The sequence below is a fragment of the Runella sp. R0.1_18 genome, from assembly GCF_057652155.1.
The window spans coordinates 122,578-144,055 of record NZ_JBYFCK010000002.1 but is presented as its reverse complement, the minus strand read 5'-3'; the positions used below and the strand labels follow the sequence as shown (position 1 = coordinate 144,055).

Below are 21,478 nucleotides of genomic sequence, written 5' to 3'. Positions count from 1 at the left end.
AAATCAATTAGTAAGTAACACAAAACAAACAAACCGATGAACTTTCGTCGTCTAGCCCACACAGTCCTCACCCTTGGGGTTCTGTCAATGGCATTGATTTTCAATGCTTGTAAAAAAGAAGAAGAAATCGGACCAGCACCAGTAATCTCACCTGGTAGTGCGCTCACAGGAGTAGCAGGTTCTGTTGCCAAAATCACTGCTACCATCAATGCCGCAGAAGGTCTTCAGACATTAACAGTATTGAAAAACGGCCAAGCATTTGATAGTAAGGCATACACGGCAGGTGAAACAGCTGATAGCTATACCAAAGATTATACAGTAGAAAACTTGCCAGTAGGCTCAAGTGTTGTATTTACATTCCAAGCCACTGATACTAAAAACCAAACTTCAACCGTAGCGACTCAAGTAGTGACAGTTTCGGCAGTACCTGCAAAAACAGTGGTAGAAGTAAGAGGCGTACTCACTGGAAACGTATCTTGGACAAAAGATAAAATTTATAAACTCATCGGTTTTGTTCGCGTAGGCGCAGACACGACTGAGACTTTCTCATCGACCGCTGGAACAGGTACATTGACAATTGAAGCAGGAACCACCATCATTGGTGACCGCGCATCAAAAGCAACATTGATTGTTCAGCGTGGTAGCAAAATCATTGCAAACGGAACTGCAGATGCTCCTATCGTTTTCACTTCTGAGCGTGCTGCTGGTCAGCGTGAGTCGGGTGACTGGGGTGGCTTGGTGATTTGCGGAAGAGCCGTAAACAACCAATCGACTGGTGATAAAGGAATTCAATTGGAAGGTAGCTACAAAGGCTGGCACGGTGGTTCGGATGATGCCGATAACTCTGGCTCGTTGAAATATGTTCGTGTAGAATACGCTGGGGTGCCTATCAACCCTAACCAAGAAGTAAACTCTTTCACATTCGGTTCAGTTGGTAGTGGTACCACAATGGAATACTTACAAGCTTCTTATGGTTTGGACGACTCTTTTGAGTGGTTTGGTGGAACCGTAAATGGTAAATATCTTATCGCTTACCGTGGTTTAGATGATGATTTTGATATGGATTTTGGTTTCCGTGGAAATCTTCAGTTTATCATTGGGATGCGTGGTGCTACTTTGGCTGACCAATCGGGTTCAAATGGTTTTGAGGTTGACAACGACGGTCAAGGAACTGCGGCAACGCCTTTTACGTCTCCTGTAATTTCAAACGTAACTTTGATTGGACCAAAAGAAACCAATGCAACTTCGATTAGCCCTCAGTTCCAAAACGGTATGCACTTGCGTCGTAACAACAAAATCAAAGTATATAACGCAGTTGTAACTGGTTATCCTAACGGTATTTTTATTGATGGAACAACTACTCAAGCGAATGCCAATTCAGGTGACTTGGTTCTTAATCGTGTCGTTTTAGCTGGGGTTGCTGGCTGGGGTACAGACGGTTTTGGTCAAGGAACAACGGTAGCTCCTATCGGCTTTGCGGTACGTGATGTAAATACTGCGACTCCTGCTGTGGCTATTACAGTTGGTACTGCGAAGCCATCAGAGTGGTTTGCTGCACAAGCTGGTAACAAAATTCAAAATTCATACGCTGGTTTAGGTTTAAACCAATCTATATTCCAAGCAGGTACTCCTACTCTTACTTTAAGCAACGGCGGTACACTTGCAACAGGTGGCGTTGTGCCAACAGGTTCGTTTTTCTCGGCAGCAACTTTCATTGGTGCTTTTGGGTCGGAAAACTGGACTGCAAAATGGTCTAACTTCAACCCTGGTACAACAGATTATAGCAAATAATAATTGCTTCTTATATTTCGGGGAGTCTTTTTATCCAGACTCTCCGAAACTATGAAAACACAATTTTCAACCGCGTTCTTTCTCTTTATTGTTGCTTTAAGCGCCCTGTTTTTTGGGGGTTGTAAAAAAGACCCGTACCAAGCAAAAACGTACTTTTCACAAGCCGAACAAGATACGTTGTTGACCAACATCATTACTTATACGAGTCAATACGCCCGTGGAGCGACTAATGCCACCCGCTTCGATGCCAAGTTTCGTCAGGAGTATGTAGGTCGGTTGTCGCAGTATAAGTTGGTTAACTATTTCATTGCACCCGACTCTACGCATTATTTCTTTATCACCCGTCCCGTAGGCAGTGGGATGTTTAGAAGAGGAGTAGGAGGGAAGTTTAAATTAGGGGCAAAGTTGATGCCCACCGAGTACGAAGAGCTTTGGTGTACACCTCATCTTAAGGAGGAAACCGTGGTACTTGAACGAGGCGGATTTTTGTTCAAAGCAATGACAAAAGAAGGAAATATCGACAAATACTTGACCATGAAAATGTACGTTGAGTGGCCTGACTCCACCCTCAAGTACGATAAAAACATTCACGAATGGGTACCTAGAAATAACTCAGGTATCACGTCGGAATAAATTCATATTGGTGTCAGATTATTCTTAAAAGTCGAGGGCCTTGCTCTTGGCTTTTTTATAGTATTAAACTAGTTGAATATGAGGTGTTTTTGTTCGTTTGTGTGGTGCTGCAATGGAGCTTAAAACAACCAGAAACGTTGCGCGGAAATCAGTGGTGGACTTAGATTAGATAGATGTAAAGATTCTTAGCCAATCAATGATAACCAAAGTGGAATTTATAAACGTAAACCGTTCAATAGTTACGATGGTAGTGTTGGGTCTGGCTTTAGCTTTCAACGCCTGTAAAAAAGAAGAACCTATTGGTCCTGTCCCAATCCTCACGGCAGGTATTGCTGCTAATGGCTTTGTTGGTACTACTGTTAAAATTACGGCCAGCATCAACGCCCCCGAAGGCTTGAAAACCCTTGTTGTATTGAAAGATGGACAGGTTTTTGACCGTAAATTGTATAACAACGCCGAAAAGTCCGATTCTTATAGCAAAGATTATGTGATTGAAAACCTGCCCGCAAGCACATCGGTTGTGTTTACGTTGCAAGCCACCGACCTGCGTAATCAATCTTCAACCATTGCTACGCAATTGGTAACGGTATCGGCCGTGCCAACCAAGCAAGTGGAGGAAATAAGAGGCGTATTGTCGGGTAAAATTACATGGACAAAAGATAAAATCTATAAACTAATTGGTTTTGTGCGGGTAGGTGGCGACACTTTGTCCGATACTCCTTCCAACGTAGCTACGGGCGTTTTGACCATCGAACCAGGTACCGTTATCATCGGCGACCGTGCCTCAAAAGGTACATTAATAATTCAGCGTGGTAGCCGAATCGTTGCAAACGGAACGGCAGAGTCTCCTATTGTGTTCACCTCGGAGCGTCCAGTAGGTCAGCGTGAACCAGGCGATTGGGGTGGTTTGGTAATTTGTGGAAAAGCCGTAAACAACCAAGGTACAGGAGTACAATTGGAAGGTAGTTTCAAAGGCTTCCACGGGGATACAAACGATGCCGACAATTCGGGTTCTTTGAAATATGTCCGCGTAGAATTTGCGGGAATACCGCTCAATCCCAGCACTGAATTAAGCTCTTTCACTTTTGGTTCGGTAGGTAGCGGCACAACCATAGAATTTTTGCAGGCATCTTATGGTTTAGGTGATTCTTTTGGATGGTTTGGTGGTACTTTTAACGCCAAATATTTGATTGCTTACCATGGTTTGGACGACGATTTAGACCTTGATTTGGGCTACCGAGGCAATCTACAGTTTATGGTTGGTATCCGTGGTGCTGCATTGGCCGATCAATCTGGTTCAAATGGCTTTGAAATAGATAACGATGCCCAAAGTACCTCCAATATCCCATTTACCGCCGCTACTATTTCAAACGCAACATTGATTGGTGCCAAAGCAACTGCTGAAACAGTGATTTCAGCACAGTTTCAGAACGGTATGCACTTGCGTCGCAACTGCAAAGTAAAAATCTACAATAGTGCCGTCACCGCTTATCCAAATGGCGTTTTAATTGAAGGTAACAACACCTTGGCCAATGCTGCCAATGGTTCGTTAGTATTGAATCGGATTTGGGTGATGGGGGTAAAAGGTTGGGGGGCAAACGGATTCGGTTTGGCAACATCGGGTACACAAAGCGTTCCTTACGGCTTTCCTGTGCGCGACTTTTCTACGCACACAACGCCTGTGGCACTCAATAACATTGGTAGTCAAAAACCCTCGGCTTGGTTTGCTGCCCAAACAGGCAATAAAGTCATGGATAGTTATGATGGGAGCGGTTTGAGTGCTAGTTTGTTCGCAACGGGTACTCCTACTTTTACCTTGTCCAACGGCGGTTTATTAGCTACTGGTGGGCTTGTACCAGCGGGGGCTTTCTGGTCGCCTGCTACGTTTATCGGTGCTTTTGGCTCAGAAGACTGGACGGCTACTTGGTCTAATTTTAGCCCAGGTACAACCAATTACAACATATAATCGCCCTTTTTCAAGGAGTTTTTGCGTGAACTCCCCGAAATCTATGAAATACAATTTGTCAAATTCGTTCTTTGTTTTTTTGTCTTAGTGTAGGATTATGAAGGCAATCCTTACCAAGTAAAAATGTATATCGACAAATACTTGACCATGAAGATGTACGTTGAGTGGCCTGACTCCACCCTCAAGTACGATAAAAACATTCACGAATGGGTACCTAGAAATAACTCAGGTATCACGTCGGAATAAATTCATATTGGTGTCAGATTATAAGAAAGACTGGGGGCGATTGTTCTCAGTCTTTTTCTTTATACCCCTACGTTGAAAACTACTAACCCACATACTTATGAACTCTCGTTTACTTACTCTAGGTATTTTAACCCTACTTTCATCCGCTGTTTTTGCCCAAAACGGTACAATTCGGGGTGTTTTGCGTGACGCATATACGCAACAACCTGTTAAGGAGGGCTATGTTCAAATTCAAGAAAGAGGCATTCGTGTTTTTACCGATGAAAACGGGTATTATACCCTTTCCAACCTACCAGTCCAACTGTATCGAGTTGATTTTTCGGCGCCAGGTTATCGAACAAGGTCGGTGCCTAACCTTAGTGTAAAGCCCAGTCAAATTACGAACGTCAATATCGTACTTGAGCCTATCTATATCCAAAAAGGACAACTCGGTCGTTATGCAAGTTTAGAAACAGAAAGTATCGCCGAGAGTCAAGCTGCTCAATCTATCGTGAGTGGATTAAACAAAGGGCAACTTCAAAAAGCAGCAGAACAAGAAACCTCTTATTTACTACGCCAAATTCCTGGATTAGCCATCAGCGATGCTCGTTTCTTGACGATTCGTGGCCTAAACCCTCGCTACAACAATTTCCAGTTTTCTACTACTTTTCTATCGACAACCGAGTCCGACACCAAGTCATTTCCTCTCGATTTGTTACCAGCTCAAGCACTCGAAAAGATTACCGTCTTCAAAAGTCCTTCTGCCGAACTTCCGAGCGATTTTGCGGGAGGTGTTGTTCAGTTTAGTCCCGAAACAATGCCTGTCCAAAATTCACTCCAAGTGGAACTTACCGCGGGCTATCGCCAGGGGAGTACGTTTTCAGCTTTTCGAAAAGCCGACAATGGTCCGCATTATTCATTAGGATTCAACAACCAGTACCAAGATATTCCTACCAATTTCCCCAAAAACCTTAATTCTCTAGGGGGGAATACCCAAGCATTGGCCAATGTTGGTACCTTGTTGAAAAATAACTGGGTAGCTAACGCATCAACAGCCCAGCCTAATCAGCGGCTTGTTTTATCGGGTGGGCTAAAACTACTCGACACTCCAAGGCTTAAAATAGGTAGCTTTTCGGCGTTTAGTTATCAAAATCAATACAGTAAATTTCAAATTGAGCGGGGAGATTATAACCAAAATCAGGGAGGAACAGAGTCTCCCATTTTTCAATTCAATGATACCCAATACAACCAAACTATTCGATTGGGAATTTTACATAACTGGGCATTTCAATTCAACAAAGCTCGTATAAATTTTAACCACTTATTGTCTCAGTCGAGTATTGGGCGATATGTAGCTCGTACGGGGCAGCACATCGAGTTTAATTATCTTCCTAATGACCACGCATTTAACCAGATTTACGCAACACATTATTTGGGTCAGCTCGAGGGGAATCATCCGTTGAATGACGAAAATACCGCCTCTGTTGATTGGAGCGTAAGTTATACCTATTCTCACCGAAACCAGCCTGATTTTCGGCGTTATCGCTCCGACTTTGAACCATCCACTGCTACAAGTACCTTGTACGTTCCCACTGGGCGGGCGTTTTCATTTTTCTTGGGACGTTTTTCTTCCCTCCAAACCGACAACAGTATCGCAGCTAACCTTGCGTTAAAAAAGCAAATTTTACTCAATCAACAGGAGGGACGGAAAGGGCAGTGGAGCGTGGGGGTATTTGCCGAACGTAAAACGCGTTCTTTTGCGGCTCGAAATTTGGGATATATTCGCTCGGCTACTTCCACTTTTTCCACGGAACTGCTCGCTGGTTCTATCGACGAGCTCTTTGCCCCTGCCAATCAAAATCCCGTGACAGGCATTCGGATGGATGAACTTACCAATGCCAGTGATAGCTATAAAGGAGACCTGCAACTTTTGGGAGGATTTGCAAAACTAAGCTTGCCTCTGACGACAAAACTAAGTGTGATAGGGGGCTTACGAACAGAAAAAAGTCTTCAACAGCTTACAAGTAATGAAGTTAGTAATGAAGCCATTGTACGCACCCTTGACAACCTAAATATCCTTCCTTCTGTCAATGTTACTTACAATCTTTCCACCACGACTTTGTTGCGTTTGGCGTACGGGCAGACCATCAACCGACCTGAATTTAGAGAACTTGCTCCTTTCAACTTTTTTGACTGGGACTATAACTATATAGTGAGAGGAAACGAGCTGAAACAGGCCCAAATTCACAACTTTGATGTTCGTTGGGAACGTTACCCCTCTCCCAATGAAGTTATTAGTATTGCCGCTTTTTTTAAATATTTCCAAAATCCGATCGAAACAGTCGTTGAAGCTGGCGGGGGAGGAACAGGAGGTTCCAAAACATTTACATTTACCAATGCCCGAAATGCAACCAACGCAGGAATAGAGGTCGAAATCCGAAAGTCGCTCGCTCCTAATCATTCTTCGGCCTTACTTAAAAACTTACATCTTGTTTTTAGCGGCTCAATCATTGCAAGTAATGTAAGTTTAGGGGAAAAAGCATTGGGACAATCGACAGCTCGGCCACTTCAGGGGCAAGCTCCATTTCTCATCAATATGGGATTTAATTATACAAACTCAACGCGTGATTTCAGTGCCAATTTGTTTTACAATGTGATGGGTAAACGAATTTTTGCGGTTGGTTTTGAGGGGTATCCTGATTGGTACGAAATGCCTCGAAATGTAGTAGATATTCACCTTACGAAACAATTCAATCAACGATTTTTGGTTCGTTTGAGCATAGATGATCTATTGAATCAAAGCGCCGTTATTTTGCAAGATGGTAATCAGAATGGGCGCTACGAACGCTCCCGTGACCAAATCATTCAGCGTTATTCTCCAGGGCAACTCATTCAAATTGGAGTTGGGTATAAATGGTAATTTTGTGCGAGCGAGTAGAAAGTTTTAACAAACTGATTTTCAGTCTAAAAAGAACCATGAAGTCTGTTTTTGTATTTCTCTTTCTACTCGTTGGCTGGACATACTCTCAGGTGTTTGGCCAGCCTTCGCTTGGTCAACAGATGCGTACTTCCGCCGAGGCGTTTCTTAATAGCTTGTCAGCCGAGCAGAAAAATGAAGCCAATCTGGCGTTTGATTCGGACTGGCGTTATGATTGGAACTATACCCCGCGTTCTCGTAAGGGGCTTCCACTCAAAAAGATGAACGAAGCCCAGCGAAAAGCCGCTATGCAGTTGTTGGAAGTGGCTTTGAGTGAAGTGGGAAAAGCAAAAGTCAACGACATCATAGCGCTCGAATACGTACTGCGTCAAGTAGAAAAACGCCCCGAAAACGACACCTATCGCGACCCTGAGAACTATGCTTTTTTGGTATTTGGTACACCCTCAGCCAAACAGCCTTGGGGATGGAGCGTAGAAGGGCATCATATATCGCTGCATTTTACCCTCGTGGGTGAGGCGATTGAGTTTTTACCCAGTTTCTTTGGGAGCAATCCTGCCCTGGTGCTCCCTGGTTTTGTCCAAGAAGGAAAACAAGTGCTAAAAGAAGAAGCCGACGCTGCGTTTGCCCTTTTGCATTCGTTGACCCCCGCGCAACTTGCCAAAGTGGTACTTTCGGACAAAGCACCAAGCGATATTGTCTCAACCAACACACGGCGTGTCATGCTCGAAAAACGCGAAGGGATGCTTTGTGGAGAAATGACAGCCCATCAGCAAGAACTTTTCACCCAGTTACTCCAAGTATATTTTCAACGTTATCACGTTACGCTCAAAAACCAAGCCCTCAAGAAGCTCAGCAAAGCCGATTTAGCGTCCATTGCCTTTTGTTGGATGGGCGATCAAGAACCTATCAGAGGCACAGGTCGAGGGCATTATTACCGCATTCATGGGCCTACGTTTTTGATTGAATACGACAACACCCAAAACAACGCCAACCACGTTCATACCGTCGTTCGCGATTTAACCAACGACTGGGGCGAAGACCTTCTCAAAGCCCATTACGAAGCGGGGCATCGAAAATGAGCGCCCTACTTAACAATCTTTGCCGTAACAGGTACACATTTTTGAGTGACACATTCGCTCGCAAGCGCATCGGCTTTTTTAAAATTGGGAATGCCGTAACCCAGCAAATAGTCAGGTGACTGGGCTTGCGTACCCGATTGTTTGAGGTAGTTCATTACCTGAACGTTGGTCAGGTTGGGATGCGCTTGCCAAAAACCCGCTGCCATCCCTGCCAATAATGGTGCCGCAAAAGACGTCCCTTGACTGTACGCATAACTACCACTGGGCGTAGCCACGACGACAAAACTACCCTGCGCGGCTACATCGGGCTTCACTCGCCCATCGGCGGACGGACCAATGGAGCTAAAACTGGTTCGAATACCCGCAGGATTGACCGCGCCTACTGCCAGTACCGAATCACCGTCGGCTGGTGCAGTAATGTATTGCCAAGGGGAACTTCCCGAGTTTCCAGCCGAAACCACCACCAAAATACCCGCCTGCGCGGCCAAATCAGCGCCACGGGTGGAGAGCGCTACGTCGCCGTTCATTTGGGTATAGGTATAGTTTTGGGCAGGGTTGTCAAACTCACTGTAGCCCAAAGAAGAATTGATGACATCCACCCCAAGACTGTCGGCGTACTCTGCGCCAAACACCCAATAGGCTTCTTCTATCTTAGTTTCGGTGGCATCGTCTTCGGTGCGAAGTAATACATACGAAGCTTTATAAGCGGTGCCAATGAGCGTATCGGGCATATAACTTGCCATGCACGAAAGCACGTTGGTACCGTGGCTGTGGTCATCGTACACATTCGTTTCGTTATCGACAAAATCAAAGGTTGTAAGCACCCGATTTTCGTTAAACAATGGCTGCAAACTTGGGTGTAGGTTGGCATTCTGAAATCCGCCATCAAGTACGCCAATGAGCATTCCTTCGCCCCGATACCCCGCCGAGTGCATACTATCGGCACAGAGCATTTTTACTTGATTTTCCGAAAAACCGTACCCTTCGGTCGTGGTTGTTCCCCACTTGTCCGTTTTATTGTTGGAAAGATTTTCAGCCGATACCCGTGCGTTGCGAATGTCGCCGTTGCCTTCTATGCCTTTGACAAAAGGCAATGCCAAAATTTGCGAAAGTGTGGTGCTGTTGGTTTCGACGAGCACACCATTGAGCCAACGCGTTTTGTACAAAACCTTCGCGCCTAAGTTTCTGATTGATTGAATGTAAGAAGTATTCGGGGGGAAATCGCGTTCGGAAACGGCAATGTGTTGCCGCTGACGGCGAGCAATGGCTCGGGCCGATAAGTATTGCTGTGGATTGGCCGTAGAATACGACGACCCTGTTTTGTCTTTGAAATAAACCAAGTAACGATTTTGGCTTTGCGCTGTTTCAAAAGCCATTATCCATATACCGACTACTAATAAAACTTTGCTGAAAAGGTTGCTCATCGTTTGTTGTTATTCACCTTTTAGCTCTGAGCAAAGATGATGCTAAACTTTACAAATCTTGGAGGCTGGTCTGATAAAAAATGGAATGTTGACGCTAATACCCTAATTTTGCGGAGGGATAGGTTTTTCTTTCCCCCAAACATCGTAAACGACCAACTCACCCATGTCATCTGCTGATAAAAATCTGAGCGTTTTTACCACCGACGGTTTGCCTGACATCACCAACAAAAAATTTGTGATTGTAGTAGCCGAGTGGAATTCGGAAGTAACCGAAGCTTTGTTTCAAGGAGCCTACAAAACGCTTGTTGACCACGGAGCGCAAACCCAAAATATCATTCGTGCCAATGTTCCAGGAAGTTTTGAGCTTAGTTTTGGCTCACAAGTATATGCCCAAAAAGCCGATGTGGACGCCGTGATTGCCATTGGCTGCGTGATTCAGGGAGAAACCAAGCACAATGACTACATCAACAACGCCGTAGCACATGGCCTCACCGACGTGGCCTTGAAATACAACAAGCCCGTTATTTTTGGCGTACTTACCCCCAACACCCTCCAACAAGCCCTCGACCGTGCGGGAGGCATCCACGGCAACAAAGGCGATGAAGCCGCCATCACTGCCATCAAAATGTTAGGTCTTAACTAACTACCCATGAAAACTGTCATCATCAAATATAACGCGGGCAATGTGCAGTCGGTGATGTATGCCCTCGACCGTATCGGGGCGGCGTACGAATGGACCGACGACCCCGAAACCATTTTGGCGGCTGATAAAGTGATTTTCCCAGGCGTAGGCGAAGCCAGTACGGCCATGGCCTATTTGAGAGAACACCAACTCGACCAGCTCATCCCGACCCTGCGCCAACCCGTTTTGGGCACTTGCGTGGGGATGCAACTCATGTGCCGCTATTCGGAAGAAAACGACACCACTTGCATGGGGATTTTTGACGTGGACGTACTGCGTTTTCCGCGCGTATCGGGTTTTAAAGTGCCCCAAACGGGCTGGAACGATATTTATGAGTTGAATAATCCACTTTGTACAGGACTCAACGAGCACGACTACGTGTATTACAACCACGGGTATTATGCCCCCCTTTGTGCGCAAACGGCCGCCAAAACCAATTACATTTTGGAGTATTCGGCGATGCTGCAAAAAGACAATTTCTTCGCCGCTCAGTTTCACTCCGAAATCAGCGGAAATGTAGGGCAACGGATTTTTGAAAATTTCCTGAAATTATAATTAGAGATGTGTCGCTCATCACTTATCAGAGCGGCACATTTTCCTACGACTCAAACCCTTACGTATTTCCTTGCGCTCTTTTCTACTGCTTTTAGTTGGCATTTGCCTATCTCTCAACGGGCTTTCGCAAGAGGCTCATTATCCGCACTTTACTTTGTGGTCGCGGATTCAGTTGGCCAAAGAACCTACTCCCAACTGGAAAATTTCTGGCACGCTCCTCTGGAGACGTCAAAACAACTACACTGATAACCCTCACAATCCCCTGACGAACCCGCTGATGGTGGGCGGGCAAACACAGCTAACTTACCGCAATACACCGAATACATTTTGGGTACACATTGCTCAGGTCAGTTATATGAAAACCAATCAGTTATTGGGTAAAACGGAAGATTTTAATGCCCCCATCGGGCAAGAAATTAGGTATGCAGGTGGGATAGAATTTAACCAAGAAAAAGAGGGTTCTAAATTTACGTTCAGGGAGCGGTTCATGCAGGAATTTCGTTTTTTTAAAGCCAATAATTATCGACCGGTAGGCAGGGTACGCGCCCGCGCTACTGCTCGGTACGAACTTACCCCTTTTATGAGCCTGAATGGAGTGACTGAAATCCTTTTCCACAACCCGCCTTTGCTTCCTAATCAACGGGCGTTTCGTTTTCATCAGTTTTGGCTCGGAGGCAGTTTTTTGTGGAGCTTAAGCGAACGAGTTAGCCTCGAAACAGGTTATACCTTCATTCATGGTCGTCGGGCTACCAATGTGGAGTTTGACGAGCAAAACATTCTTAATCTTCACTTAGCCGTTGATATTTGATGCGCGCTTTTGTTTGCTTCTTACTTATGTTTTCGTGGTTGAAACCCAACGCTCAAACCAACAGCCGTGCCTATAAAGTAATGCTGGAGGGAATGTACAAACACACAGTACCTACGCTGAGTTGTAATGAGTTAAAGAAAGAACTTAAAAACGTTGTGTTACTCGATACCCGCGCCAAAAACGAATACGATGTAAGCCATCTTCCAGATGCGCGTTGGGTAGGCTACGATGAATTTAATCCAAAATCCGTGGCTGATTTGCCGAAAAACACCCCAATTGTGGTCTATTGTACAGTGGGTGTTCGTAGTGAACGGGTGGGCGAAAAACTCAAAGCCGCAGGTTTTCAGAACGTTCGCAACTTGTACGGGAGCATTTTTGAGTGGGTCAATCAGGGTAATACCATCGTGGATAACCAAGGCAAACCTACCCAAAAAGTTCATGCCTACTCCCGTGTGTGGGGCGTGTGGCTCAACAAAGGCGAGAAAGTGTATGAGTGAGATTGGAGTTGTGAGAGATGAGTGATAAACGATGAGTTATGAGAGATGAGTGATAAGACTGATTGAAAACTATGGATAATTTTCTAAACAAAAACTACTGGGACGAACGCTATTTACTGGGGCAAACGGGCTGGGACATTGGCCACGTATCTCCTGCGTTGAAGCAGTATTTTGATACGCTTACCGACAAGCACCTCCGTATTCTTATTCCTGGGGGTGGAAATAGCTACGAGGCTGTCTATCTACTTGAGCAAGGTTTTAAGAATGTCACTGTCGTTGATATTTCGGAAGTGGTATGTCAGCGCTTGACGGATAGCTATGGGGAAAAAGGGTTACGAGTCGTTTGTGCTGATTTTTTTGAACATTCAGACACATACGACCTCATTGTGGAGCAAACCTTCTTCTGCGCCCTTTCGCCCTCATTGCGAGGGGATTATGCTCGGAAAATGGCTGAATTGCTGTCGGAAGATGGACTACTCGCGGGGCTTTTGTTCAACCGTACATTTGAAGGTGGGCCACCTTTTGGCGGAAGTGTGGCAGAGTACCAAACCCTTTTCGACAAAGCTGGTTTTAAGGTTGCCTTTGATTTAGCTCCTGCTTCTATTCCACCACGCGCGGGAAGTGAGGTGTTTTTTAGGGCAAAAAAATAGACGCCACCCACAAAGGCAGCGTCTATTGGCAATCCTAAACCTAACTACATTAAAAAAATAGGATACAAATGATTAGTCGGCAAGGGTGGTTAGAAACCGAACGATTTTAGAAACCGTCGAAACCGCTTGACGAGTGCCTGCGGCACCGTTCTGCGCTTGCTGCGTCACTTCTTTCAAAAGCGAACGCTGTTGCACTACTTCCTTTTTGACTTGGCTTGCCTCTTGCATGGCTTTGCGGGTAGCAAAAACATTGTGTGGGCGGCCAATCGCAAAGGCGGAAGAACTTAACAAACACAGAACGGCGGCGAAGGTAATGGCTTTCATGACTGTATGAGTTTTGATTGTGATTTTAATGGTTGATTTGTTCTATGGCTGAATGTCGGAACGCCGAATCGTTGAAACAAAGATATATGTTTTGTCTGGTATTATGCAATACAAAGTACCTTGTTTTTTGTTTGAATCGTGTTAAGCGGCAAATTTTAAGGACGAATGGTAAGCTATTTTTTTTGTACTGAAATAATTCCTTTCATCCAATAACCGTTGCCCTTAGCGGCGTCGATTATATGATGCAAAGGTGATACGAAAGGTTGCATCACACCAAAAAAATTTGACAAACTGGCTCTTCTGCCCGATGAATCGGGTAAAATGCTGGGTGAAACGAAAAAGGGATTGTTGAGGTGAATAGGTTAGGGTTCTCTTACGTACATGATTTTTCTTTCCCCCAGCACCGTCAATACATCGTTGTTGATGTTGTACCGTCCTTCTTTTGATTCAAGCACAAATGCTCCCGATATAAAAATGGCAGAATAGAGATACTCATTTACGATGTACCACCTAAGTTCGAGGGGAAGAGAATCTTTTTCTGAACCTAGACCCGTGCCTTCTATTCGCATCTCTCCCTCTTTAAAGAAGTGTTTTTTAGTGTGGCTACGAGGCAGTTCATTTTTATAATCTGTCTCAGAGATAACCTTCCATGTTCCTACCAAATCGGTATCAAGCTTGGGTTTTGCAAAATACGCTTCTAAATGGAAGGTAGTATCGTTGTTTTTACGTTCTAACCTTAGCGAGACGGTCGTTTCTTGAAAAGGGGGAGTGTGGTTCAAAAAAACGATATTCGCGTCCAATTTATCGCTCCTCACTGTTCCCGCCAGAGGGGAGGTACCGAGCGTTTTATGATGTAAAAGGGTTTTTAACTCCCCGTTCATTAAAGTCCCCTCTAAAACATGATTGCTGTAATAACTGGTGTGAAGCGTACCTGTGACCTTCTCCTTAGAAGCTTTGAGTAACAACACACATGGCTGTTCCATGAATATACCCTCATATAAGCCTACTAGATTCTGTTGGGTGTAGGCAGAGGTAAATAACGAGAGATAGCTAAAAAGAAAATGGAATAATCGCATTGAGGAAGGTTGATGACTGCTAAATAATCAATATCTTAAATTATAAAAACCGTATAAGTCATATAAGAGATTATAAGATGGTTTGATGTTCTCAACTTATATGCCCTTATATGTCTTATATGGTTGCAAAATAACTACCTTTCAAACCGCTTTTCTTTTTAGCAATTCGACAGATTCATGGAAAAGTCACTTTTAAAAGAAGACAACCAAAAAGGATTGAAGGATGACATTATGTTTTCCCCAACCTACCGATACTATTTATCAAACCATAAGCGATAATGACTAAAGCTAGGGTTGTAAGCAACAATACAAAAAAGTCGCTTTTAGGATCAAAGAAAGACCTAGCAACAGCGTAAGCTCCAGGGACAATCAGGCACAAATGAAGGCCGTAAGCAATCGCTTTTCGTTGGGAAGAATCGGATATTTTTGCATTAGATATACTAATGAATAAAACACCTACTGATAATAAAAAGTATCCGTAATTCATAGATGATTTAACGCTACTTAAAAATTTTTGAAAATGCCCTTGTGCCTGGAATTGAACCAGCAGCTCCCCATATGACAGCCTGGCCACCTACCTCCCACCAATCAGTATCTTGATTATTTCTTTGACTCCACAGAGAAGAGCCTGCACCAGCTAATGCCCCCACAGCATCTAAACCTACCCATAATGGTACTGCTAATGAACCAGAAACTCTACCATTAGGAGTTGATGTCCAAAAATTATATGAATTTTCTGCGACTGAAATCATGTATGAAGATACTCTTCCTTCTCCTTCCTCAATTTTAAATGAAGAACTCAACCAATTATTTTTAATTTTTTGTAACTGAGGTAAAAAATTACTGTAGTCCCCTAATTTATCGGTTTCTTCAATTATTTGTAAAGTCTGTAGTAAGATTTGGTTCTCTTTTTCTGAGATAATCTTACCATCAACAAGCACCTTAATATCACTTCTTAAACCGTCAATGACTCCTGACGTTCTGCCTCCTCTGTTCTTAAACACAGAGTATTTAGCATTTGTTGTTGATATGGCATTTTTTAAAGTTTATTTTCCCCCTTGCACCATTACAAGGCAAGACGAAAGTAGAAGGCCGCTAATACAAAAACAAGGTGTCGGTGCATGGATATATTCAGAAAAGATGAATATTCTGTATATATCTAAAAAATACGCTGATTATCAGGTAGATAAGTGGATATATTCATTGGTTTTTGGTTATTGACAACATCACTATCAAATCTACCTATAATAAAGCATATATAGTATAAATAAAACAAGAATCTTTTCTGTACGTATAGTATCCATGGTTCAGAAAAACACATTTTGTTCACGGCAAAAAATATAGGTTTCACGGGCTGAAATGTAGATTTCACGGTTTTGGAGGTGTTAGAGAGCAGAAGATAAGGGCTGTTTTGGAACTTTCAAAGGCAATATTGACAACGAATGATTTATTGGTAAAATTTGTAGAAATGAAAAACTCCCCTTGAAGCTGTGTCAAACAATTATCTACCTTTTACGTATGAGATATTACATAGGGGCAGCCCTCCGCCAAAAACGAGTGTCATTGAACTGGAAACAAAAGTATGTGGCTACTGCATTGGGTATTTCGCAGCCACAATTAAGTCGTATCGAAAACAACCAAGAAGGAGTTACTCAAGAAGAACTTAAAGCAATCGCTCGGCTTTTTAATACAACTACTGAGGAGTTTCGGTGCGCAGCAGCTATTCACTTGTCATTACACAACAAGCCTAATGAGAATGAAACGATTCAAGAAGCGTTAATTCGTCTTCAAGAGGTCTCTCAACAACTGATAGGTATTATGCTAGAGCTTCAAACTGATATGCAGTCGTTGAGAGACGAAAATTTTTACTTACGTAGGCGCACAGGCTAGCCTACCGCTCAAACCGCAAACGCTTCCCCTTTGCTGATTCGTCAAAAACGCCATTGGCATACACCAAATGCCCCGATACAACGGTATGCGTTACGCGGGAATGAAGCGTTGTTCCTTCTAAAGGCGACCAACCGCACTTGAAAAGAATGTTCTCTTTCGTCACTGTCATAGTGTCGTTCAAGTCCACCAATACCAAATCGGCCCAGTACCCTTCGCGGATGTAACCACGGCGGTCGATGGCAAATACGTCAGCAACGGCATGGCTCATTTTTTCTACTACGCGTTCGATTGAAATCTTACCCTGTTGTACAAACTCCAACATCATATTGAGTGAATGTTGTACCAACGGCAAGCCCGACGGGGCCTCCCAGTAACCTTTCGATTTTTCATCCCACGTATGTGGCGCGTGGTCAGTCGCAATAACGTCGATGCGGTTATCGAGCACCGCCTGTAAAATCTGAGCTTTGTGATGCGCGGCCTTAATCGCGGGGTTGCATTTTATTTGTGTTCCCAAGCGGCGGTAATCTTCCGAATCAAACCAAAGGTGATGCACACACGCCTCCGACGTAATCCGTTTTTTACGTTTTTCGGACATCGCCACGGTTGAGTCTCCGTAAGCCCCCACCTCAAACAGGCTGGTTTCTTCACCCGTCGAAATATGAAGTATATGTAGGCGCGTTCCGTGTTTTTTGGCCAATTCTACCGCCATCGACGATGATTTGTAGCAGGCTTCTTCGTTGCGTACCAGCGCGTGAATGTCAGGTCCCCATCCCCCAACGGGGGCATTGTTTTTGTAATATTCAACATTTTTACGGACAGTATCTTCGTCTTCGCAGTGCGTTGCAATCAAGCAAGGAGCGTTGGCAAACAGTTTTTCGAGTACCTCTGGAGCATCGACGAGCATGTTTCCTGTGGAGGAGCCCATAAAAATTTTTATCCCACAAACGTCGGGACAAATGGTTTTCATTACCTCGTCGTAGTTATCGTTGGAAGCGCCCATAAAAAACGAATAGTTGGCCAACGACGTGTTGGATGCAATTTGGTATTTGTCTTCTAACAGCCCCTGTGTCAGTGCATTAGGGACAGTGTTTGGCATTTCCATAAATGAAGTTGTTCCACCCGCTACTGCCGCTTTGGCCTCGGTATAAATCGACGCTTTGTGGGTAAGACCTGGCTCTCTGAAATGCACTTGGTCGTCGATGACTCCTGGAAGTAAGTATTTTCCTTGGGCATCAATCAGTTGCGAGGCTGATAAATGGCTCAGATTTGCCCCGATTTGTTCGATAAAACCGTCTTTGATAAAGACATCTTGCGTGGTGATTTTGCCCTCGTTGACAAGACGTGCATTGGTAATTAGAAGCGTAGCCATACTATATAACAAAAAAGCTCGTTAAAGAAATTGAAGTCAAACTTAGCACTCATTCACTAAACAGCCATCACCTTATGCGTTTATTTTTATGGGCTTGCCTGCTCTCTCTATCTACGTATGCACAACAACGTTATACCATCAGCGGCTACGTCCGCGAAACTGGTAGCCAAGAACAGCTTATCGGTGTCAATGTTTACTTGCTTGGAACGACCACAGGCACCACCTCCAACACCTACGGCTTTTACTCGCTTACCCTCCCCGCAGCCGATTCGGTCACACTGGCTTTTTCCTTTGTTGGCTACAACACCGAAATCCGCACGGTTAAACTTCAAAAAAACCTCGAACTCAACATTTCGCTCGAAGCCCTCGGAAGACAGCTCAACGAAGTGGTGGTCTCTGGCAAACGCGAAGCCGACAAAGTGAGCCAATCGCCCCAAATGAGTCGTATCGACATTCCTGTGCAGCAAATCAAAAAAATCCCTGCTTTTCTGGGCGAAAAAGACGTGTTGCGGGTTATTCAGCTCATGCCAGGGGTTCAAAAAGGGTCAGAGGGACAAACGGGCATTTATGTGCGCGGCGGTGGCCCTGACCAAAACTTGATTATTCTGGACGACGCGCCCGTTTATAACGTCAGCCATTTATTTGGGTTCTTTTCGGTTTTTAACGGCGATGCCCTCAAAAGCGTCGAACTCACCAAAGGTGGATTTCCTGCGCGTTTTGGCGGACGGCTTTCGTCGGTGTTGGAACTGAATATGAAAGAAGGGAACAAGGAAAAACTACACGGCGAAGGTGGCGGCGGACTCATTGCCAGCCGTTTGACGCTCGAAGGCCCGCTCAAGTTTCGCAAATCAGCCCCAGCCAAGTCTTCTTTCTTGATTTCAGGACGGCGTACCTACCTCGACTTACTAGCTCGGCCACTCATTGCAGCCGAAAGTAACGGAGCGAGTTCGGGAGGCTATTATTTTTATGACCTCAACGCCAAGTTGAATTATGATTTTGGGCAAAAAAATAAACTCTACGCCAGCGGGTACTTTGGTAAAGACCGTTTTTTCTTCCGCGATAAAAGTACTTCTTCCACCAGCGAAGGCGGTCTCAATTGGGGAAATGCCACGGGAACGCTGCGCTGGAATCACCTTTTTAACGAAAAATTATTCTCCAATGCCTCGTTAATTTTTAGTAATTATCAGTTTCAGATTTATGCCAAAGACAGCGAAACAAACGCTACCACGACTAACCAATACGAACTTCGTTATACGTCGGGGGTGAGGGATTGGGGATTAAAATACGACGTTGATTATTTCCCTAACCCACAGCACGCCTTGCGATTTGGGGTGTCGTCAACCCTACACCGATTTACGCCCAGTGCAGTGGTGGTAAAAGACTCAGACATCGACCGTTTTTCAAAAGAAATTGAAGCCATCGATAACCTAGAATCGGGCGTTTATGTGGAAGATACGTGGAAACCTACGTCTTGGTTCAAGATGAATGCAGGGTTACGTTTGAGTTATTTCAAAGCTGAAAACCAGCATTACCTCCGCCCCGAACCACGCATTTCGACCGCCTTTATGCTCCGCCCCGACTTGTCGTTTAAGGCATCGTACGCGCGCATGAACCAATACATCCATTTGTTGTCTAACACAGGCATTGGCCTTCCTACTGATTTGTGGGTGCCATCGACCGACAAAATCGCTCCGCAGCAGTCGAGTCAAGTAGCCGCAGGTTTTGCCAAAGATTTTGAAAAACAAGGGCTTGCGCTCACCATAGAAGGGTACTATAAAAACATGAACAACATTGTCAACTACAAGGAAGGCTCTAGCTTTTTACTGATTGACGACCCGTCGAGTGTCGATAAAGTACGTTGGGACGATAACATCACCAGCGGGCGCGGCTGGTCGTACGGCGCGGAAGTGTTGTTACAGAAAAAAACAGGAAAGTTTTCGGGCTGGATTGGTTATACCCTATCGTGGACACAATGGCAGTTTGCTGAACTTAATTTTGGACAAAAATTCTTCCCGCGTTACGACCGTCGCCACGATTTATCGGTGGTTGGTATTTACGAAATCAGTCCGCGCATTACACTTTCAGGAACGTGGGTATATGGCACAGGCAATGCCCTGACGCTACCGCAGAGCAATTACAAGGCGTATCAACATACCCTAACACCGCAGGTTCAATACACCGACACGGGCAATGGTACCTATGCCCCCTTCATCTCTAATTCGCCTTTTAGCTACGGCCGTACGGTCAACGACTATGGGCCTAAAAATAGTTTTCGGGCTGAGCCTTATCACCGTTTTGATTTGAGCTTGCAGTTTCACAAGAAAAAGAAATACCACGAACGTACTTGGGAGTTGAGCATTTATAATCTGTATAACCGACGCAATCCGTTTTTCTATAATCTTACCTCACGGCCTGTCTATGATGCCAATGGGCGTCCTACGGGTAGCCAAAATGTCCTACAGCGCATTTCGATTTTCCCAATTGTGCCAACGGTGAGCTATAATTTTAAATTTTAAACTTAGGTCAGACGGTAGTCAGACCTCTAGTATCGTACGGCCTGACTACCGTCTGACCTCTAGTAAGTATCGTACGGTCTGACTACCGTCTGACCTCTAACCTCGTAACAACAAAAACATGAAACATATACGCATTTTCGGAATCATTCTTCTTGCTCTTGGTTTCTATTCGTGCGAAACCCTCGTCAACGACGTTGACCCCGACCGTTTGCCCCAAACCGATTTGAAGCTCGTGGTGCATGGGTACTTGTCACCCCAAGATACCCTGATCACCATCCATGTATATTATAGTAATACTTTTTTTGGGAATGCTTCTTTTTACGGTCTTCCAGCCACTTCAATGAACGATGCCACCGTAACACTGTCTTCGCAAGGGAAGAGCATTGTACTCCCTTTTAGTACCAAAACCAGCAATTATAGCATCCGCTCTAGCGAATTTCCCATCGTAGAAGGGCAAACTTACACGCTAAAAGTGGAGCGAGACAACCGAGTGGCAGAGGCTTCATGTACCGTACCTCAGGCTGTGCCAATTCAGCAGGTACTTCAAGATTCGGTAGCACGCAGCAACTCATCTAACCCTGCTGCTCCCAAAGATTACTTATATACGTTGAAATGGAAAGACCCCGCAGGACAGGCCAACTACTATCGCGTAGGTGGATACGTTTACCAAACCCAACGAATCCAGACAAGTCCAGGGAAGTTTAACGATCAGCCTAGCTTCAGCAATTTGAGCTTTCGGGAAAATAACCGCTCACGCGAGTTCATGACTGACAAGGATGTAGATGGTGGGCAACTCAGTTCTGGTCCTGGGCGATTTTTTAATTATTTTTACTCCAACACGACTCCATCACCTTTCACTTTTCATTTTGTAGAACTGTCGCTCATTAACTGCGACAAAACATATTACGATTACCATGAGGCCATAGAAAACTTTAACGAAGACAATCCGTTTGCCGAGCCCTTGCTGATTCCGTCCAACATCAAAAACGGGTTGGGTTGTTTTGCTGCCTTTAATCGAAGTTCCGTTGTTATAAAGAAATAAGTGGATCAATTGC

Annotated in this window: 20 protein-coding genes; 14 read left to right on the top strand and 6 right to left on the bottom strand. The window is 44.6% G+C overall.

The window, feature by feature from the left end:
• Positions 1 to 36 precede the first annotated feature (36 nt).
• The 6 genes from AC23P2_RS03470 to AC23P2_RS03445 all read left to right on the top strand — a co-directional run bounded on the left by AC23P2_RS03470 (position 37) and on the right by AC23P2_RS03445 (position 8,632).
• Entirely contained in the window at positions 37 to 1,791 is a 1,755-nt protein-coding gene (locus AC23P2_RS03470; protein ID WP_487771902.1) for an Ig-like domain repeat protein, read from the top strand.
• Positions 1,792 to 1,842: 51 nt separating this feature from the next.
• Positions 1,843 to 2,424: a hypothetical protein gene (locus AC23P2_RS03465; protein ID WP_487771901.1), complete on the top strand. Its 582-nt coding sequence runs from the start codon at positions 1,843 to 1,845 to the stop codon at positions 2,422 to 2,424.
• A gap of 196 nt (positions 2,425 to 2,620) precedes the next feature.
• Positions 2,621 to 4,390, top strand: a complete 1,770-nt coding sequence (locus AC23P2_RS03460) for an Ig-like domain repeat protein (protein ID WP_487771900.1) — start codon at positions 2,621 to 2,623, stop codon at positions 4,388 to 4,390.
• A gap of 123 nt (positions 4,391 to 4,513) precedes the next feature.
• Positions 4,514 to 4,636 carry a hypothetical protein gene (locus tag AC23P2_RS03455; RefSeq protein WP_487771899.1) on the top strand — a complete coding sequence of 41 codons (123 nt, stop codon included), beginning with the start codon at positions 4,514 to 4,516 and terminating at the stop codon, positions 4,634 to 4,636.
• Between the two features lie 97 nt (positions 4,637 to 4,733).
• On the top strand, positions 4,734 to 7,535 hold the full coding sequence (locus tag AC23P2_RS03450) for a carboxypeptidase regulatory-like domain-containing protein (RefSeq protein WP_487771898.1): 2,802 nt from the start codon (positions 4,734 to 4,736) through the stop codon (positions 7,533 to 7,535).
• Positions 7,536 to 7,591: 56 nt separating this feature from the next.
• Positions 7,592 to 8,632, top strand: a complete 1,041-nt coding sequence (locus AC23P2_RS03445; protein WP_487771897.1) for a DUF3500 domain-containing protein — start codon at positions 7,592 to 7,594, stop codon at positions 8,630 to 8,632.
• A 5-nt stretch (positions 8,633 to 8,637) separates the two neighbouring features.
• On the opposite strand, the gene AC23P2_RS03440 is transcribed toward AC23P2_RS03445, so the two are convergent.
• Positions 8,638 to 10,056, bottom strand: coding sequence for a S8 family peptidase (locus AC23P2_RS03440; RefSeq protein WP_487771896.1), 1,419 nt, complete (start codon positions 10,054 to 10,056; stop codon positions 8,638 to 8,640).
• A gap of 163 nt (positions 10,057 to 10,219) precedes the next feature.
• On the opposite strand from AC23P2_RS03440, the gene ribH reads away from it, so the two are divergent.
• From ribH to AC23P2_RS03415, 5 genes are all read left to right on the top strand, one after another.
• Positions 10,220 to 10,699 carry a 6,7-dimethyl-8-ribityllumazine synthase gene (gene ribH, locus AC23P2_RS03435; RefSeq protein ID WP_487771895.1) on the top strand — a complete coding sequence of 160 codons (480 nt, stop codon included), beginning with the start codon at positions 10,220 to 10,222 and terminating at the stop codon, positions 10,697 to 10,699.
• A gap of 6 nt (positions 10,700 to 10,705) precedes the next feature.
• Positions 10,706 to 11,293 (top strand): imidazole glycerol phosphate synthase subunit HisH, encoded by a 588-nt coding sequence (hisH, locus tag AC23P2_RS03430; protein ID WP_487771894.1) that lies wholly within the window; start codon positions 10,706 to 10,708, stop codon positions 11,291 to 11,293.
• 70 nt (positions 11,294 to 11,363) lie between these two features.
• Positions 11,364 to 12,101: a DUF2490 domain-containing protein gene (locus AC23P2_RS03425; protein ID WP_487771893.1), complete on the top strand. Its 738-nt coding sequence runs from the start codon at positions 11,364 to 11,366 to the stop codon at positions 12,099 to 12,101.
• A 26-nt stretch (positions 12,102 to 12,127) separates the two neighbouring features.
• A complete protein-coding gene (locus tag AC23P2_RS03420) occupies positions 12,128 to 12,598 on the top strand; it encodes a rhodanese-like domain-containing protein (RefSeq protein ID WP_487771892.1) in 471 nt (156 codons plus the stop codon).
• Between the two features lie 71 nt (positions 12,599 to 12,669).
• Positions 12,670 to 13,248, top strand: a complete 579-nt coding sequence (locus tag AC23P2_RS03415) for a methyltransferase domain-containing protein (RefSeq protein WP_487771891.1) — start codon at positions 12,670 to 12,672, stop codon at positions 13,246 to 13,248.
• 72 nt (positions 13,249 to 13,320) lie between these two features.
• Here the strand turns inward: AC23P2_RS03415 and AC23P2_RS03410 are convergent, their stop codons facing one another.
• The 4 genes from AC23P2_RS03410 to AC23P2_RS03395 form a co-directional block, all read right to left on the bottom strand.
• Positions 13,321 to 13,572 (bottom strand): hypothetical protein, encoded by a 252-nt coding sequence (locus tag AC23P2_RS03410; RefSeq protein WP_487771890.1) that lies wholly within the window; start codon positions 13,570 to 13,572, stop codon positions 13,321 to 13,323.
• Between the two features lie 362 nt (positions 13,573 to 13,934).
• Positions 13,935 to 14,555: a hypothetical protein gene (locus AC23P2_RS03405; RefSeq protein ID WP_487771889.1), complete on the bottom strand. Its 621-nt coding sequence runs from the start codon at positions 14,553 to 14,555 to the stop codon at positions 13,935 to 13,937.
• A gap of 322 nt (positions 14,556 to 14,877) precedes the next feature.
• A complete protein-coding gene (locus AC23P2_RS03400; RefSeq protein ID WP_487771888.1) occupies positions 14,878 to 15,135 on the bottom strand; it encodes a hypothetical protein in 258 nt (85 codons plus the stop codon).
• A gap of 13 nt (positions 15,136 to 15,148) precedes the next feature.
• Positions 15,149 to 15,652 carry a hypothetical protein gene (locus AC23P2_RS03395; protein ID WP_487771887.1) on the bottom strand — a complete coding sequence of 168 codons (504 nt, stop codon included), beginning with the start codon at positions 15,650 to 15,652 and terminating at the stop codon, positions 15,149 to 15,151.
• A gap of 514 nt (positions 15,653 to 16,166) precedes the next feature.
• Between AC23P2_RS03395 and AC23P2_RS03390 the strand changes: the two genes are divergently transcribed.
• A complete protein-coding gene (locus AC23P2_RS03390; RefSeq protein ID WP_487771886.1) occupies positions 16,167 to 16,538 on the top strand; it encodes a helix-turn-helix domain-containing protein in 372 nt (123 codons plus the stop codon).
• 1 nt (position 16,539) lies between these two features.
• Here AC23P2_RS03390 and AC23P2_RS03385 read toward each other — a convergent pair whose 3' ends face one another.
• Entirely contained in the window at positions 16,540 to 17,907 is a 1,368-nt protein-coding gene (locus tag AC23P2_RS03385) for a dihydroorotase (RefSeq protein WP_487771885.1), read from the bottom strand.
• 74 nt (positions 17,908 to 17,981) lie between these two features.
• On the opposite strand from AC23P2_RS03385, the gene AC23P2_RS03380 reads away from it, so the two are divergent.
• The gene (locus tag AC23P2_RS03380; protein WP_487771884.1) at positions 17,982 to 20,423 is read left to right on the top strand and encodes a TonB-dependent receptor; all 2,442 of its coding nucleotides are present in this window, start codon (positions 17,982 to 17,984) and stop codon (positions 20,421 to 20,423) included.
• 118 nt (positions 20,424 to 20,541) lie between these two features.
• The gene (locus AC23P2_RS03375) at positions 20,542 to 21,465 is read left to right on the top strand and encodes a DUF4249 domain-containing protein (protein ID WP_487771883.1); all 924 of its coding nucleotides are present in this window, start codon (positions 20,542 to 20,544) and stop codon (positions 21,463 to 21,465) included.
• The last annotated feature ends 13 nt before the right edge of the window (positions 21,466 to 21,478 follow it).